The sequence below is a fragment of the Sphingobium estronivorans genome, from assembly GCF_008692605.1.
GTDB classification, from domain to species: Bacteria; Pseudomonadota; Alphaproteobacteria; order Sphingomonadales; family Sphingomonadaceae; genus Sphingobium; species Sphingobium estronivorans.
On the sequence record NZ_LFCT01000001.1, the window covers coordinates 168,758 to 184,277 of the forward strand.

General features: G+C 62.1%; 12 protein-coding genes and 2 pseudogenes. 8 read left to right on the forward strand and 6 right to left on the reverse strand.

Translation table 11 applies throughout. The features are described from left to right. The first annotated feature begins 2 nt into the window (after positions 1-2). From F7P65_RS00825 to F7P65_RS00840, 4 genes are read left to right on the forward strand one after another with little or no spacing between them, the layout of a single operon-like run. On the forward strand, positions 3-689 hold the full coding sequence (locus F7P65_RS00825) for a ZIP family metal transporter (RefSeq protein ID WP_004212882.1): 687 nt from the start codon (positions 3-5) through the stop codon (positions 687-689). Then, complete coding sequence (locus F7P65_RS00830) at positions 686-1,294, forward strand: cation efflux transmembrane domain-containing protein (protein ID WP_004212885.1); 609 nt, start codon at positions 686-688, stop codon at positions 1,292-1,294. Before F7P65_RS00825 ends, F7P65_RS00830 begins: the two co-directional genes overlap by 4 nt. Next, on the forward strand, positions 1,291-3,792 hold the full coding sequence (locus F7P65_RS00835) for a heavy metal translocating P-type ATPase (RefSeq protein ID WP_004212886.1): 2,502 nt from the start codon (positions 1,291-1,293) through the stop codon (positions 3,790-3,792). Before F7P65_RS00830 ends, F7P65_RS00835 begins: the two co-directional genes overlap by 4 nt. Continuing rightward, on the forward strand, positions 3,789-4,538 hold the full coding sequence (locus tag F7P65_RS00840) for an HAD-IIB family hydrolase (RefSeq protein ID WP_004212890.1): 750 nt from the start codon (positions 3,789-3,791) through the stop codon (positions 4,536-4,538). Before F7P65_RS00835 ends, F7P65_RS00840 begins: the two co-directional genes overlap by 4 nt. A 196-nt stretch (positions 4,539-4,734) precedes the next feature. Here F7P65_RS00840 and F7P65_RS00845 read toward each other — a convergent pair. The 5 genes and pseudogenes from F7P65_RS00845 to F7P65_RS00865 form a co-directional block, all read right to left on the reverse strand. After that, a pseudogene (locus F7P65_RS00845) lies at positions 4,735-5,133 on the reverse strand (Tn3 family transposase); the annotation flags it as partial. 56 nt (positions 5,134-5,189) lie between these two features. Then, positions 5,190-8,159 (reverse strand): Tn3 family transposase, encoded by a 2,970-nt coding sequence (locus F7P65_RS00850; protein WP_014072601.1) that lies wholly within the window; start codon positions 8,157-8,159, stop codon positions 5,190-5,192. A gap of 91 nt (positions 8,160-8,250) precedes the next feature. After that, positions 8,251-9,627: a mercury(II) reductase gene (merA, locus tag F7P65_RS00855; RefSeq protein WP_021222959.1), complete on the reverse strand. Its 1,377-nt coding sequence runs from the start codon at positions 9,625-9,627 to the stop codon at positions 8,251-8,253. A gap of 79 nt (positions 9,628-9,706) precedes the next feature. Then, a complete protein-coding gene (locus F7P65_RS00860; RefSeq protein ID WP_004213249.1) occupies positions 9,707-10,036 on the reverse strand; it encodes a heavy-metal-associated domain-containing protein in 330 nt (109 codons plus the stop codon). Positions 10,037-10,048: 12 nt separating this feature from the next. Further along, entirely contained in the window at positions 10,049-10,444 is a 396-nt protein-coding gene (locus tag F7P65_RS00865; RefSeq protein WP_014072602.1) for a mercuric transporter MerT family protein, read from the reverse strand. A gap of 76 nt (positions 10,445-10,520) precedes the next feature. Here F7P65_RS00865 and F7P65_RS00870 point away from each other — a divergent pair, with 76 nt between their 5' ends. Both F7P65_RS00870 and F7P65_RS00875 read left to right on the forward strand, forming a co-directional pair. Further along, positions 10,521-10,943: a MerR family transcriptional regulator gene (locus F7P65_RS00870; RefSeq protein ID WP_014072603.1), complete on the forward strand. Its 423-nt coding sequence runs from the start codon at positions 10,521-10,523 to the stop codon at positions 10,941-10,943. Positions 10,944-11,113: 170 nt separating this feature from the next. Further along, complete coding sequence (locus F7P65_RS00875) at positions 11,114-11,674, forward strand: recombinase family protein (RefSeq protein WP_004213255.1); 561 nt, start codon at positions 11,114-11,116, stop codon at positions 11,672-11,674. A gap of 62 nt (positions 11,675-11,736) precedes the next feature. Here F7P65_RS00875 and F7P65_RS00885 read toward each other — a convergent pair. After that, positions 11,737-14,238, reverse strand: a pseudogene (locus F7P65_RS00885) (Tn3 family transposase); the annotation flags it as partial. Between the two features lie 125 nt (positions 14,239-14,363). Between F7P65_RS00885 and F7P65_RS00890 the strand changes: the two are divergent. After that, positions 14,364-14,984, forward strand: a complete 621-nt coding sequence (locus tag F7P65_RS00890) for a recombinase family protein (RefSeq protein ID WP_008832583.1) — start codon at positions 14,364-14,366, stop codon at positions 14,982-14,984. Next, positions 14,981-15,511, forward strand: a complete 531-nt coding sequence (locus tag F7P65_RS00895; protein WP_007686150.1) for a GNAT family N-acetyltransferase — start codon at positions 14,981-14,983, stop codon at positions 15,509-15,511. The genes F7P65_RS00890 and F7P65_RS00895 overlap by 4 nt, the downstream gene beginning before the upstream one ends. Positions 15,512-15,520: the final 9 nt, after the last annotated feature.

The window sequence follows — 15,520 nt, forward strand, 5'->3', positions numbered from 1 at the left end:
AAATGCAGGCACTGCTCTATACGCTTGCGCCTGTGCTGGCGGTCGTGCTCGGCGCGATTGTCGCGAGCCGCACCAAGTTGAAACCTGGCCTCGTGGCGGGCCTACAGCATCTCGCTGCCGGCGTCGTGTTCGCGGCGGCAGCGACCGAAATCCTGCCGCAGGTCAAGCATGAGGCATCGCCCAGCGCGACGTTGATCGGCGGGGCGGCGGGCGTCGCGACCATGCTGGGGCTCAAGGCTCTTGAGGCCCGCTTCAAGGGGCCGATGGCGCTACTCGCCGCGATCGGCATCGACATTCTGGTGGACGGCCTGGTGCTCGGCCTCGCTTTCGTGGCGGGCGAGAAGGCAGGTCTCCTGCTGACGATCGCGCTCACTCTGGAAGTGTTATTTCTGGGACTGACGCTGACCGACGAGCTGGCGGAAACCTATCGCTCGCGCTTGCGCATCATCGTGATCGTCTCGGCATTGGCCCTGCTGCTGCCGATCGGCGCGCTCGCTGCCGTGCCGGTCGCCGCGCTGTCGCCGGTGATGATCGCCGGCTTCCTCAGCTTCGGGCTGATGGCGCTGCTCTACCTCGTCACGGAGGAGTTGCTGGTCGAGGCGCACGAGAAACCCGACACCCCGCTCATCAGCTCGATGTTTTTCGTCGGCTTCCTGGCCCTGCTGACACTTGAGGAGATGATGGGATGATCCCGGGCAACGACAACAATGGCGGGCAGGAGCGCCGCACACTGTGGATCGTCCTGCTGCTGAACGCGGCGATCGCTGCGGGCTTCTTCGTTTCCGGCTTCTTCGCGGACTCGAGCGCGCTGATCGCCAACGGCGTCGACAACCTGTCCGATACGGCTGTGTATGCGCTGAGCCTTGTGGCGCTCACCCGGGGCCAGACATGGAAGACACGCGCCGCGGTCGCTTCGGGCGTCATGCTGCTGATCTTCGCGGGCGGCATCTTGATCGATGTCGGACGGCGCTACGTGCAGGGCAGCGAGCCCATCGGACCTACCATGATGGTCATGTCCGCGATCGCCGGCGTCGTGAATTACCTCTGCCTGCGGCTGCTCCAGCGCCTCAAGGATCCGGACGTCAATCTCCGGGCCGCAACCACCTTCAGCTTCAACGACTTCATTTCCAACGGCGGCATCCTGATCGCCGGCGTGCTGGTGCTGTGGTTGGGTACCAATTGGCCGGACCTGCTGGTCGGCTTCGCCACCGCCATCATCGCCATCAAGGGCGGTGTCGAAATCCTGCGCGACGCGCGCGCCGAAACCAAGAAAAGCGAAAGGAGGTCGTCATGAACGACAAGCTCGAACTCGACATTCCAGTGTTGTTGCCGGACCTTCCTGACGCGGCCGATGCCTGCCTGGACCGTCTCGTATCAACCCTGTCAAAGCGCGAAGGTGTCGAGCGGGCGCATGTGATCTGTCTCGACGGCAACACGCCAGCGGCGCTGTGCATCCATTTCGATGCCGCCAAGCTGCCGCTGCCACGGTTGCGCGAAATGGTGCGCGCCGCAGGTGCCGAAATCACCGAGCGCTACGGCCATGCGATCTGGCAGGTGACGGGGATCAACCACGAACGTCGGGCGCGCACGGTCAGCGATGCGCTGTGCGCCTTGCCCGGCGTGGTCCAGGCAAGCGCCAGCACCAGCGGGTCTGTCCGGGTCGAATATGATCGCCGCGAAACCACCGAAGAGGAGGTGCGCGCTGCGCTTCGCAAGCTGAAGGTGAGGGTGGGCAAGCGGGTCGCTGCCGATGAACATGCCGGCCACGACCACGGCCCCGGGGGCCACGGCGCGGGCGAAGAGAAGCACGGCCCCGGCGATGGCCACGACCATAGCCACGCCGAATTTCTCGGCCCCAATACCGAGCTGATCTTCGCGCTCGCCTGTGGCGCGCTGCTGGGGATCGGCTACGCGATCGAGAGGCTGGTCGCTGGCGCGCCCGAATGGCTGCCGACCGCCTGCTATATCGCAGCCTATTTCTTCGGCGGATTCTTCACGCTGCGCGAGGCGATCGACAACCTCCGGATGAAGAAGTTCGAGATCGACACGCTGATGTTGGTCGCTGCGGCCGGCGCCGCTGCGCTGGGCGCATGGGCCGAAGGTGCGCTGCTGCTGTTCCTGTTCAGCCTCGGCCATGCGCTTGAGCATTATGCAATGGGCCGCGCCAAGAAGGCGATCGAGGCGCTGGCGAAGCTCGCGCCCGAAACCGCGACCGTGCGACGCGGCGGGCAGACCAGCGAAATCCCGGTCGAGCAGATGGTCGTCGGGGACATTGCCATCGTCCGCCCGAACGAGCGCCTGCCTGCCGACGGCTTCGTCATCAAGGGCACCAGCGCGATCAACCAGGCCCCGGTCACGGGTGAAAGCATCCCGGTCGACAAGGTGCCGGTCGCAGATGCCGCAGCGGCACGCGCCAAGCCCGATGCAGTCGACGCGGAAAGCCGGGTTTTTGCTGGTACGATCAACGGCGGCGGCGCGATCGAGATCGAGGTGACACGCCGTTCCAATGAAAGCGCGCTTGCCAAGGTCGTGAAGATGGTGAGCGAAGCGGAGACGCAGAAGTCGCCGACGCAGCGCTTCACCGACCGGTTCGAACGGATCTTCGTGCCCGCCGTCCTGGTCCTGTCAGTGCTCCTGCTGTTCGCATGGGTGGTCGTCGACGAGCCGTTCCGCGACAGCTTCTATCGCGCGATGGCGGTGCTGGTGGCGGCAAGCCCGTGCGCGCTCGCGATCGCAACGCCGAGCGCGGTCCTGTCGGGCGTTGCCCGTGCAGCGCGGGGCGGCGTGCTCGTGAAGGGCGGTGCACCGCTCGAAAACCTCGGGTCGCTCAAAGCGATCGCTTTCGACAAGACGGGCACGCTGACCGAAGGTCGTCCGCGCATCACTGATGTCGTGCCCGTCGATGGCGCCGATGAAGGCGAGTTGCTGGCGCTGGCTGTCGCCGTCGAAGCGTTGAGCGACCATCCCCTGGCCCAAGCGATCGTCAAGGACGGCCGCGAACGTCTGAACGATCGTGCCGTGCCGACTGCCGGCGACCTCAAGAGCCTGACCGGTCGGGGCGTCACCGCGAGCGTGGATGGCGAGACGGTGTGGATCGGCAAGGCCGAGATGTTCGGAAGTGAGGGCATTCCGGCGCTGGGGCAGGGCGCGCAGGACGCAATCGCGAAGCTGCGCGAGAACGGCCGCACGACAATGGTGGTCCGCAAGGGGGACCGCGACCTGGGCGCGATCGGCCTGATGGACACGCCTCGCGAAGCTGCCAAGACCGCGTTGCGTCGGCTGCACGAGATGGGCGTGTCGCGGATGATAATGATCTCCGGCGATCACCAGAAAGTCGCCGAAGCGATCGCCGACGAAGTCGGGATCGACGAAGCGTGGGGCGACCTCATGCCCGAAGACAAGGTTGCCGCGATCAAGAAGCTCGCCGGCGAAGACAAGGTCGCGATGGTGGGCGACGGCGTGAACGATGCGCCGGCGATGGCAAGCGCCACGGTCGGCATCGCGATGGGCGCGGCGGGGTCGGACGTTGCGCTGGAGACAGCCGACGTGGCGCTGATGGCCGACGATCTGGCGCACCTGCCATTCGCAGTCGGTCTTAGCCGCCATACCCGTGGAATCATCCGGCAGAACGTCTTCGTCAGCCTGGGTGTCGTCGCCTTCCTGGTGCCTGCTACCATCCTCGGCCTCGGCATTGGGCCAGCGGTGGCGGTTCATGAGGGATCGACGCTGCTCGTCGTCATCAATGCGCTCAGGCTGCTCGCCTACCGCGATCCGGCAGGGAAGGCGGCATGAAGTGGCTGATCGCCTTCGACCTCGACGGCACGCTTGCCGAGAGCAAGCGGCCGTTATCGGAGGATATGGCCGCAATCCTCGCCCGATTGCTCGCCATCACGGATGTGGCGGTGATCTCGGGCGGGGACTGGCCGCAGTTCGAAAAGCAGATCGCCTCGCGCCTTCCTGCCGGCGTCGCGCTCGACCGTCTCTGGTTGATGCCGACCACAGGCACGAAACTCTATCGGTTCATCAATGGCGCTTGGCGCGCGGTCTATGCCGAACTGTTCGACGACGCGGAGAAGGCGAAGATCCGCACGGCCTTCGATCAGGCGCTGACCGATGCCGGTCTCGCCGACGAACGTATCTGGGGCGAACGGATCGAGGACCGGGGCAGCCAGATCACCTTTTCGGGCCTGGGGCAGGCAGCGCCGCTGAAGGAAAAGGAAGCGTGGGATCCTGACCGAAAGAAGAGGACCGCGTTGCAGGCCACGTTGCGCGCGAAGCTGCCGGAGCTCTCGATCAATCTCGGTGGCACGACATCGATCGACGTGACCAGAGCAGGGATCGACAAGGGCTATGGCCTGAAGCGCCTGAGTGCCGAGAGCGGTGTCCCGCTCGACGGGATGCTGTTCATTGGGGATGCGATATTCCCCGGTGGGAATGACTATCCCGCTGCTGAAATCGGCCTCGACACAGTGAGGGTGCGCGACGTCGCGGAAACCACCGCCGTCGTGACCGCCATCATCGCGTGTCTGCACCGATAGGATCAAGATACATGGTCGGCTCCATCGCGGAATGCCGCATTGTCAAAGCTCTGGCTTCTGTCGCTTAGGGCAGCGCTTCCTAAAACGAAAAGAAGGCAATGTGCGCGTCTCCGCGAACAAAGCCTCCAGCGATCAATCTAAGAGATTCCGCCGCGCTTCTCAATCGTAGGGGGCGTTTGCGGGAGGGGGCGGAATCCTACGCTAAGGATTTGGGCCAGCGATATTCCCCGGTTAGATTGATGTGTTCCCATCCCAACGGCGAGACGTGGGCGAGTAGATCAGGCGCGATATGGGTACCGCTGGCGGCCCGGGTATTGACGACCTCGCCGAGCTTCATGGTGTTCCAGAATATGATGATGGCGGCGAGCAGGTTCATTCCGGCGATGCGATAGTGCTGGCCTTCGCCGGATCGATCCCGGATTTCACCTCGGCGGTGGAAGCTGATGGCGCGCTTTAGGGCGTGGTGGGCCTCACCCTTGTTGAGGCCGATCTGAGCCTGGCGCTGGAGGCCGGCATCAAGAATCCAGTCGATCATGAACAGGGTTCGCTCGATGCGGCCCACCTCTCGCAATGCGAGGGCCAGCTCATTCTGGCGTCACCTCAAGGTTTGTTCGCCAGACAACGATTTCTCGGACATAAGCGGAACATGGGCTACGCTACACGCTTCAACCGCGCCATTGGCTCGTTGAGTGGGTGGAATTCACCTGCTGGAAGTCGCCTGGCCTGCTCCCAGAGGTAATCGCCGGTCAGACTGATGTGCGCCCAGCCCATCGGAGAAAGGTGCGCAAGCAGTGCCGCATCGAACGTCGTGCCGACAGCGTTGAGGTGCTGGGCGGCCCGGTCGAGATAGACCGTGTTCCAGTAGGAAATCGCCGCAATCAGCAGGTTCAGCCCAGATGCGCGAAATTCCTGATTTTCCAGCGAGCGATCGGTGAACCGACCCTGCCGGTTGGTATAGATGGCGGCGGCAAGCGTGTGCCTCGCCTCGCCTTTGTTGAGACCGGCCTGACAGGCACGTCGCAGTTCCGGTTGTTCAAGCCAATCGAGCGTGAACAAAGTGCGCTCGATACGGCCCAGTTCAGCCAATGCAAAATCCAGCCTGTTCTGGCGTTTGTAGGCGGCAAGTTTTCGCAAGATTACTGACGGCGCCACCGTGCCATCCTTGATTGAGGCGACAATCCTGACGATGTCATCCCAATCGGCCTCGATCGCTGCCGTTTTGATGGTGCGGCCCATCAGATTTTCGATGCCCTTGTATGTCGATGGCGCAGCGATCGAACCCAGCTTGCGGTCGCCAATATCGCGCAGCCGGGGCGCGAAGCGGAACCCGAGTAGGTGGCAGAGTGCGAAAACATGATCGGTGGCGCCGCCGGTATCGGTATAGTGCTCATGCAACGGAAGGTTGCCGGCGCCCAGGACAAGCCCGTCGAGCACGTAAGGCGCTTCACCTGCCGTCGCGGACATGATCCGTGATCCGAATGATGCGAAGTGATCGGAAAGGTGAGAATAGATTTTCACGCCAGGTTCGGCGCCATATTTGGCATTGACGTCCGCCGCCCCTGAACGGCTCCGCCCCGACCGGAAGAACTGGCCATCGGACGACGAACTGGTGCCAGCGCCCCAATGCCGCGCGAAGGGTAATTCGTGATGGGCTGAGATGATCATGGCCAGCGCGGCCTGATAGTTCTCGGGTGAAAGATACCAGTTGTGGGTCCATGCGAGTTGGGCATAGCTGACGCCTTCGCTGGCATTGGCCATCCGCTCCAGCCCGAGGTTGGTGCCATCAGCCAGAATTGCGGCGAGTACCGTGCTGGGGTTGTCGTGCTCCTTGCCTGAGCGCAGGTCACGGAATGCGTTCAAAAAACCAGTGCGTTCGGCGACTTCAAGCAGCAGCTCGGTGATGCGCACGCGGGGAAGCAGGGTATCGAGCTTGCGATCGAGGGCTTCAGCTTCCGGTGGGGTGACAGGCGGCATTTGCTGAAGCTTGAGCCGGTCTCGTTCGAGCGACACTCCCTCAAGCTTGTTTGTTTTCAACTGCTTGGCAAATCGGCGCAGCCGCCAGTCAAGATTTCGTGCCCGGTCAGCGAGGTAGGATGCAGCATTTGAATCGAACGGAAGCACATCCGCCACTTTGGCGGCGTCGCGCCGACCCAGCAAATAGGCATCGAAGCGCTGATAGTTGCGGGTTCCCTCGATCCATACATCACCGGCGCGCAAACGATCACGCAAGGTTGCCATGATCGCAATTTCATAACGTCGGCGGTCGATACGGCCGCTTTCGGTGATGAGACGCTTCCACTGCCGATTGGGGAATGGCAGTGGAACGCCATCGGGAAGGTCGCGCGACTTTCGTGTGTTCGCATCGCGAATGACATCGATGGCTTTGATCAGTGCCGTCCCTGTTCCAGACGCCTTGAAGGTGAAGGCGTCCAGAAATGCCGGGCTGAAACGCCGTAGCGTGGCGTAACGCTCGGTTGCCGTTACCAGTGCGTCCTCGCCGGCAAGATCAGCAAGGGCATCTACTTGGGCCTTTGCCGCAACAAGCCGGTGCCAGCCCACCGCTTCGTCAATCAATTCGAGCGGATCGCCGCCATTCTGGACAGCCTCATCAAGTGCTGTAATCGTGGCGCCAAACAGCCGCATGAGTTGCCCCACCGACTGAATACTATCTTGGTAGCGACGCTCGCGCCCACGCCGCGCGCGCGTGAACATGCCGCCGATAAGTCGGTCAAACATTTGGATCGCGGCATCGGCAAGTCTGGCCTCAAGGTCGATCACTGCGGCCGTCAACGTCGCCCGCCTGCGATTGACGCTGTAATCCGAAAGCAGGAATGCCGGTGCCACGCCGCCCTCGCGGACAAATTGGGCAAAGCGGAATTCCGGAATGGCGCCCCCAACTACCGGGTGGATACCTATGCCGCGAACATAGCGCAGGCGCTCAAGCAAGCCATTGATATTGGCCGCAGTCGGGGCTTCTTCGAAATTACGCAACCACGCCAGCGGTGTCATGCCGAAATCCGGGTTGTTGATTACGAGTTCGTCTAGCCGTGTCAGTTCAGCAGAGCTGAGGCCTTCGACGATTGCGGCTGCGGCAGCTTTGCGTGCGCGTGCCCGGCCAGCAAGACCGGCGCGTTCCAGTGTGTCGCCTGACGGAAGAATGAACCGCTCACCCTTCAGGCCAACCATGAGGGCGCGAACAATCGGTTCACCTCTGTCTGTATACTCGGCGGCTTGCGCGGCAAGATTCAGGGCAAGTGCCAGGTCGCCGCGTCGAAACGGGCGTATGCCAAGATAACGCGCCACGAGATCGGCATGATCGGTACGGGTTTGCGCGCGCTGACCATATGCAGAGAAGGAGGAAGGATCGACGAATAACTGTGCCGCGAGGTACTGAAGAATGACGTCGGGAAGCCCGATCTCGGGTTGCAGACCAAAGCCGGGATGTCGCATCAAAGCGATTTGTGCAGCCAGACCGAGGCGATTTGCTGGACCATAGCGGCGCCCAACCAATTCAACATCTTCCGCAGAAAGGGTATAATGCCCAATGATCGCGGTTTCTTGGACAGGAGGATCGAACAGGCGCCGGCGCTCGTCTCCGGTCAGAAGTCGGCGTCGTGCCATTTTGCTCTCCCGCTGAGGCGAATAACAAAATTGACACCAAAGCGGCTTGCACTGGAGGGAGGCCATTCGTTGCCGGTTGATCCCCGAGCAATCACCCGGCGCAGCAAGACAGTTTGGCGACATCCTTATCAAACGTTTGGGCCGCCAGTTTGAGGCCTTCCACAGTGGTCAGGTAAGGAAATATCGTTGCACCCAATTCCAGGGTGGTCATGCCGTGTTTGATCGCCAGCACCAGTGTCTGGATCGAATCCGCGCCTTCGGGTGCCATGATCTGGCCGCCCAGCAAACGGTCGTTCGCCTTGTCGGCAATCAGTTTGATGAGACCCCGCGTATCGCGTGCTGCCAGTGCCCTTGGCACAGCATCGAGCGGGAGCAGCGAAACCTTGATGTCCAGGCCTTGCGCCCGTGCTGTCGTTTCAGTGAGGCCGGCGCTGGCGACTTGCGGGTCGGTGAAGACGACGGATGGCATGGAGGAATTGTCGTAGCGGTATTGGTTGCCCGTCACCGCGTTGCGCGCGGCCAGTTTTGCGCCATAGGCGGCCATGTAGACGAACTGGTCCCGTCCCGTTACATCGCCCGCCGCGTAAATGCCTGGAACCGACGTTTCGAGGTGGTCATCGACGACGATTCCACCATTACGGGCAAGCACTATGCCGCGCTCCTCCAGCCCAAGCCCGTCGCTATTGGGTCGGCGTCCGGTGGCGATGAGCACCTGTTCCGCCGCGACGGTGTCACAATGCCCCTCGCAGGTCAATTCGACCCCGCTCTGTGTTTGGGCGATACGCTGATAGCCGACACCTGCGCAAACCCGCACGCCCTCGGCTTCCAAATAGTTTTTCAGCGCGGCACTCACTTCCGGGTCCATTTCGGGGAGCAGGCGGCTTCGGCAGCAGATGGTGACATCAACGCCCAGACGCGAAAACATCTGTCCCAGTTCTACCCCGATCACCCCGCCACCGATCACCAGCAGCGATTTGGGCAAGCGATCCAGCGCCAGCGCCGATGTGCTGGTTAGGTAGGGCACGCTGTCCATCCCCGGAATCGGCGGCACGGCGGCGTGCGCACCCATCGCCAATATGACCTTGCCGACCTTCATGGGCGCATCGCCGACAATCAGCGCACCATCGGCAAAGCGTGCCTTGCCCTCGATATAGCTCACACCGTCATAGGCGGGCAGCAGATCGACATATTTTTTTTGGCGCAGCGTCGTGACAAGATCGTCCTTCGACGCCGCCAATACGGACCAGTCATCCATCTGGACAGCGCCCCCAAGGCCGGGAAAGCGCGCGGCGGCAAGCCCACCATGCACCGCTTCGGCGGCGCGGATCAGCGTCTTGGAAGGAACGCAGCCAACATTGACACAGGTGCCGCCAATCGTGCCGTGACCGACGAGCGCCACTTTCGCGCCCAGATCGGCAGCGGCGATCGCGGCGGAGAACCCGGCAGAACCCGCGCCGATGACGGCCACGTCAAATCCTTCCTGCCCGGGGCGGTTGCAACAGTCGTTCATTGCTTATCGCTTTCTTGAGGCGCTGGCGGCGCCCCGCTCAGTTTTGAATAGCGCGCGCCGGATAACCCGCGTTGGTTGATGCAGCGGCAATCGCAGCAGCATTGGTGCGGCGCGGGTTATAGGTTGCGCGCGCGGTCTTGGCTGCGAAATCGACCGTGACCGCCGTTACCCCGGCGACGCCTTCCATCGCCTTCTTCACGGTGATCGGGCAGGTGGCGCAGGTCATGTTCTCTATGGCAAAGGTGGTTTGCTTCTGAGCGGTTGCGGTAGCCGCGGGGCGATCTTGCGCCGTGCCACTAACTGCATAGGCGACCCCGCCGCCAGCCATAGCCAGCACGGCCATAGCGATACATACTGTCTTTTTCATGGGTATTTCCTTTCAATAGAACCAGGGTGCCCACCAGTCGATGGTGAGCGCCAGGATGGCGACGGCAAGGCCCAGCCACAGCACCGCCTTGGTGGTCCAAGCCGATTGTGGACGAGCGCAGTAGGAACCGTCTTCACAGGGCGGTTTCGGCTTGAAATAGACATGCCAGAAGCCGTAGCCGAGCAGCGCGAGCGTTACGCCTGCGACATAGGGCTTGTAAGGTTCGAGCGCCGTCAGGTTGGCGATCCACGCGCCGGAAATTCCGAGCATAACCAACAGTAGCGGGACGACGCAGCAAGCCGAGGCGAGCCCCGCGCCGATCAATGCGCCCGCCGCAACCCAGTTTGCCTGCTTCGGCTCGTGGTTTTCGGTGAGGGCTGGCTGTCCCGCTTCCGGCGTTGAGACCATGGCTTGAATCCCTTGTTCCAACTGAGTGATTCGCAGTGTAGGCTCTGTAGCCACTACAGACTCAAGAGGTATTTTCATGGAGCAACAGGTCGGCATCTTGCGTGCCCAGCTTGCCCGGAAAACAGGCTGCAATCTCGAAACCATCCGCTATTACGAGAAGGTGGGATTGCTGCCGGGGCCGCCTCGCAGTTCCAACGGCTACCGCGTCTATTCGCCGGAACTGGTGCAAAGGTTGCAGTTCATCCTGCGCGCGCGCGACCTTGGCTATGCAATGGATGAGATACGGTCATTGTTGTCGCTCACCGATACCGGTGCACAAACCTGCGCGGAGGTTATGGCGAGAACCGAACTCCACCTTGAAGATGTCCGCCGCCGCATTGCAGATTTGCAGAAGATAGAGGTGACGCTGGCGACCACGTTAGCCAGATGCACTGGAGATGACGTTGCCGAATGTCCCATCCTGGAAGCACTCCAGTTTTTACCCCATCAAGGCAATTGACGCCATCTTTGAGGGATTTGATTTTGTGATGTCAGCTTGGAGTATAGCCTAACTGGACGTCAGGGCGGTACTGCGGTTTCTGTCAGATTAGGGTGATAAACGGAATTTGTTGACGAATTTCGTTACGTATCATAGATTTCAACCTGACATTTTGATGGAGAGAGTGCGCAGTGAAGGGGCAACGGATCGGCTATGTCCGGGTCAGCACGTTCGATCAGAATGTGGATCGCCAATTGGAAGGTCAGTCGCTCGATCGGACCTTCACCGACAAGGCATCGGGCAAGGACGTCAACCGCCCCCAGCTTGAGGCTCTGCTCACTTTCGCCCGCGAAGGCGATACCGTCGTCGTCCACAGCATGGATCGGTTGGCCCGCAATCTGGATGACCTGCGCAAGCTGGTCCAGGGCCTCACCAAGCGAGGTATCCGGATCGAGTTTGAGAAGGAAAGCCTGTCCTTCTCGGGGGAGGACTCCCCGATGGCCAATCTGATGCTCTCGGTCATGGGTGCGTTTGCTGAGTTCGAGCGCGCTCTGATCCGCGAACGGCAACGCGAAGGCATTGCGATCGCTCGGCAGCGCGGCGCCTATCGGGGGCGGAAACGGTCGCTCTCGGATGAGATGATTGCCGATCTGCACCGCCGCGTTGCCGCCGGTGAACGCAAGGCGACCATAGCGCGCGACATGGGCATCAGCCGCGAAACCCTCTACCAGTACCTTCGCGCCGCTGCCTGACACCAATGTTCACATTATGTCCGGAAAATCGTTGTTCAGCGTACAAAGCTTGAGGTGACGCCATTCTGGCGCGGGTAAGAGGCGAGCTTGCGAAGAATCTGGCTGGGGGCGACGATCCCCGCTGCGATCGTCGCCATGATGCGCAGGATGTCGGGCCAGTTGCGCTCGATGAGCGGTTCATTGATCTTACCTCCGACCAGCGCTCGCACATTGGCCGGCGTCGCGTTGGGCGTGAAGGCATAGAGTCTTTTCTGAGGGAGATCGCGGATACGGGGGGCGAACCTGTAGCCGAGCAAGGCGCAGGCGGCGAACACATGATCGGTGAAGCCGCCCGTGTCGGCAAAATGCTGGCGAACGCGGCGGCCCGCGTCATTCATGAGCAGCCCGTCCAGGATATAGGGAGCCTCGCTGACCGTTGCCGGGATCACCTGGGTTGCGAACGGCGCATATTGATCGGACACATGGCTGTATCCCTTGAGGCCCGGGACGTTGCCATATTTCGCGTTGATCAGATTCATCGCCTCGCCCTGCTCGGTAGCAAGGAAGAACTGCCCGTCGCTGGATGCCGATTGCCCTTGTCCCCAGAAGGCGGCCATGGGCAGGGCGGCGTGGGCCTCCACGATCATGGCGAGCGCCCGATCATAGGCGCTGCCTTCGACATGCCAGCGCGCGATCCGCAGCAATTCCCAGAAGCTGTGCGTGTTGGTCGCCGCCGCCATCTTGCGCAAACCGAGATTGACGCCTTCCGCCAGCAACACGTTCATCAGGCCGATCCGGTCGCTGCAGGGCGCGCCGGTGCGCAGATGCGTGAACGCCTCGGAAAATCCGGTTCGCTCATCGACTTCCAGCAACAGATCGGTGATCCTCGCGGGCGGGAGCTGTTGATAGAGATCGAGCACGAGATCCTCGGCCCCTTCGGGCGTGTCGGCCCTCAGCTTGTCGATGTGCAGCTTGCCGTTCTCGATGATGCCGCCTGGGATCGTGCCGGTTCGCGCCGCGCGGCCAAACTCCTTCAGCCGTGTATCCAGTCGAGCCCTGCGCTCGGCCAGCCATTCGCCGGGTCGCAGCGGCACGGCGAGCCGCGCGGTCTGCTCTATCGCCTGTGGCGGGACCAGAAGCTGCTTGAGGTCGCCATAGCGGCGCGATCCCGCCAACCATATGTCACCGGACCGGAAGGCGTCGCGGATGTGGAACAGCACCGCGATTTCCCAAAGCCGGTGGTCGCCGCTGGGCTCAGCGCGAAGATGACGATGCCATTTCAAGTTGGGACGTAGAAAATCCACCGGCGGATCGACCTTGATCCCGTTACGCAGCATCGCAACGGCCGCCAGAAGAGGCGTGGCGATCGGCGCCGCCTGCATGTCGAGCAGGCGCAGCATCCTGGGCGCGTAGAGGCGGAAACGGTGATAGCCGTCCAGCACACGGCTGAGCGGGTCGGCCGCGAGCACGTTGGTCAGTGCGGAGGCCGTGGCGACAAGGGTTCTGAACCGTTCCCAGCCAGGCCCGGTGGCGATTATCCCGTCCAGGGCCGTGCCATCGTCCTGCGCTCCAAGCAAAGCACCACCGATTTCGGCAAAGGACTTCAGCGTGTCCCGAACGGCCGCCTTTGCGTCGGCGATCCTGGTGTTGCAAAGGCGTTCGGAGGCCCGATAGAGACGGCCTACGATGCGATCGTGGGTCTCCACGATGACATCGGCCAGCGATGACCGCCATTCCAGGGTGCAGACAGCGAGGATCGCAAGCCGCCTGTCTTCGGGCAGATCACGCATGCCGTCGGCGTAATAGCGCTCGCCCTGCCGGCGAAGCCGGGTCACACGATGCGCCGGCACGCCGTCCAGCAAATCCGCCGGAAGATCGAACCTTTGAAGATATTCCAGTCGATCCATCAGCCGGTTAGCGGCTGCTGAATTTGCGCCAACCTCGAACTGTCGCAGCCATACGAAGCGCGTGACGCGACCATCCACCGTATCCTCCAACAGGTGAGCCAAATTCTCGCTCAGGGTTGGCGTGATGCGATGGGCGATAAGATCCTCGATCCGGCGCTCGGCCTCAACCAGCGCATCGGCGCAAAGGCGCTCGATCGTCGAGGAGCCGGGAAGGATCGTGCGGGTGCGGCGACACTCCGCAACGAAGCGACGGGCAAGATCCTCATTCGATGTCGCCGCCTCGGCTTCCCGAGCGATCCATTCGCGCAAATCCCGTGCGCCCCGCCCCGAAAAGGAGCGATAGCCGTAGATTCGGCGAAGGTCCGCCAGATGCTCGTGCCGGGTCTCCTCGCGCGCGGCATAGAGGAGTAGATCGTCGCTGGTCAGGCCGAGCTGGGCCGCGATGAAATCCGATACCTGCGCCGGGATCAACTCGCCAGGAGCGAGCACCCGGCCCGGGTAGCGCAGGACGCACAGTTGCAGCGCGAAGCCAAAACGATTGTGGGCGCGCCGGCGCTGGCGGATATGCCCGAGATCCTCATCGCTGAGGGTATAGTGCCGCAGCAGCTCACCTTGATCGACCGGCAAGTGAAGCAGCGCCTCGCGCTGTCGATCGGTCAGGGTCACGCGACGCGGCATACATGCTCCTTATTCTTTCCGAGCTACGGTTTGAGATAGCTTGATTGAGATGCTGGTTAAGATACACAATAGCCCAATCTTATGTGCTCATGTTCGTCACCGCCTCAAACCTTCGTTTGTGATCCATGCTGATCGGCTACGCCCGCGTGTCCAAAGCCGACGGCTCGCAGTCGCTCGACCTGCAGCACGATGCCCTTCGCGCTGCCGGTGTCGAGCCAGGCAATATCTATGATGATCGTGCATCCGGTAGCCGTGATGATCGCCCCGGTCTTGCCGCCTGCCTGAAATCGTTGCGCGACGGCGATGTCCTCATCGTTTGGAAGCTCGACCGGCTCGGCCGAACGCTCACCCACCTGGTCAGCACGGTGCAGAATCTGTCGGATCGCGGTATCGGTCTGCGGGTGCTCACCGGCAAGGGCGCGCAGATCGACACCACGACGCCATCGGGCCGGATGGTGTTCGGCATTTTTGCCACACTGGCGGAGTTTGAGCGGGATATGATCCGCGAGCGCACCATGGCTGGCCTGGCCGCTGCCCGCGCGCGGGGACGCAAGGGTGGCCGCAAGTTCGCCCTCTCCAAGGCCCAGGTGCGGCTCGCTCAGGCTGCTATGGCCCAACGCGACACGTCCGTTTCCGACCTCTGCAAGGAACTCGGGATCGAGCGCGTCACTCTCTACCGCTATGTCGGTCCCAACGGGGAACTCCGGGATTACGGTCAGCGCGTGCTTGCTGCCAAAACGCGATGATGATGACGGGAGCCCCGATCAAACTTACCCAAGCGGACGCCGCAGACGTTGCAGACCTGTACAACCGTTGCAGCGACTATTTCCTGTTGCAGGACGGGGCCGCGCCCACGCTGGACGATGCTCGCGAGCTTTTCTCCGATGTGCCGCCCGAAAAGAGCGCCCACAATCAAGCTGTCCTGGGATGGAAGGGGCCTGGCGGCCTATATGCAATCGCGGCCATCCTCCGCGATTATCCGCGTGATGGCACATGGTATCTCGGCTTCATGATCGTAGATGCCGCACAGCGTGGTCGTGGCGTCGGACGCTCAATTTACTCGACGGTCGAAAGCTGGGCCGCTGCGAGAGGTGCCACAGAGATTCGGTTGGCCGTGCTGGAAGCGAATGAAGCGGCAGAGCGATTTTGGCGTTCTCTCGGCTTCATTGAGTATCGGCGCGTTGGGCCAGACACCTTCAAAATGCGTAGCCATCGCCGGATAGAACTGAGCCGTCGCCTTTCTGGCGCGACCGTAGAAGGCAGCAACAAGTAAGATCTCGCG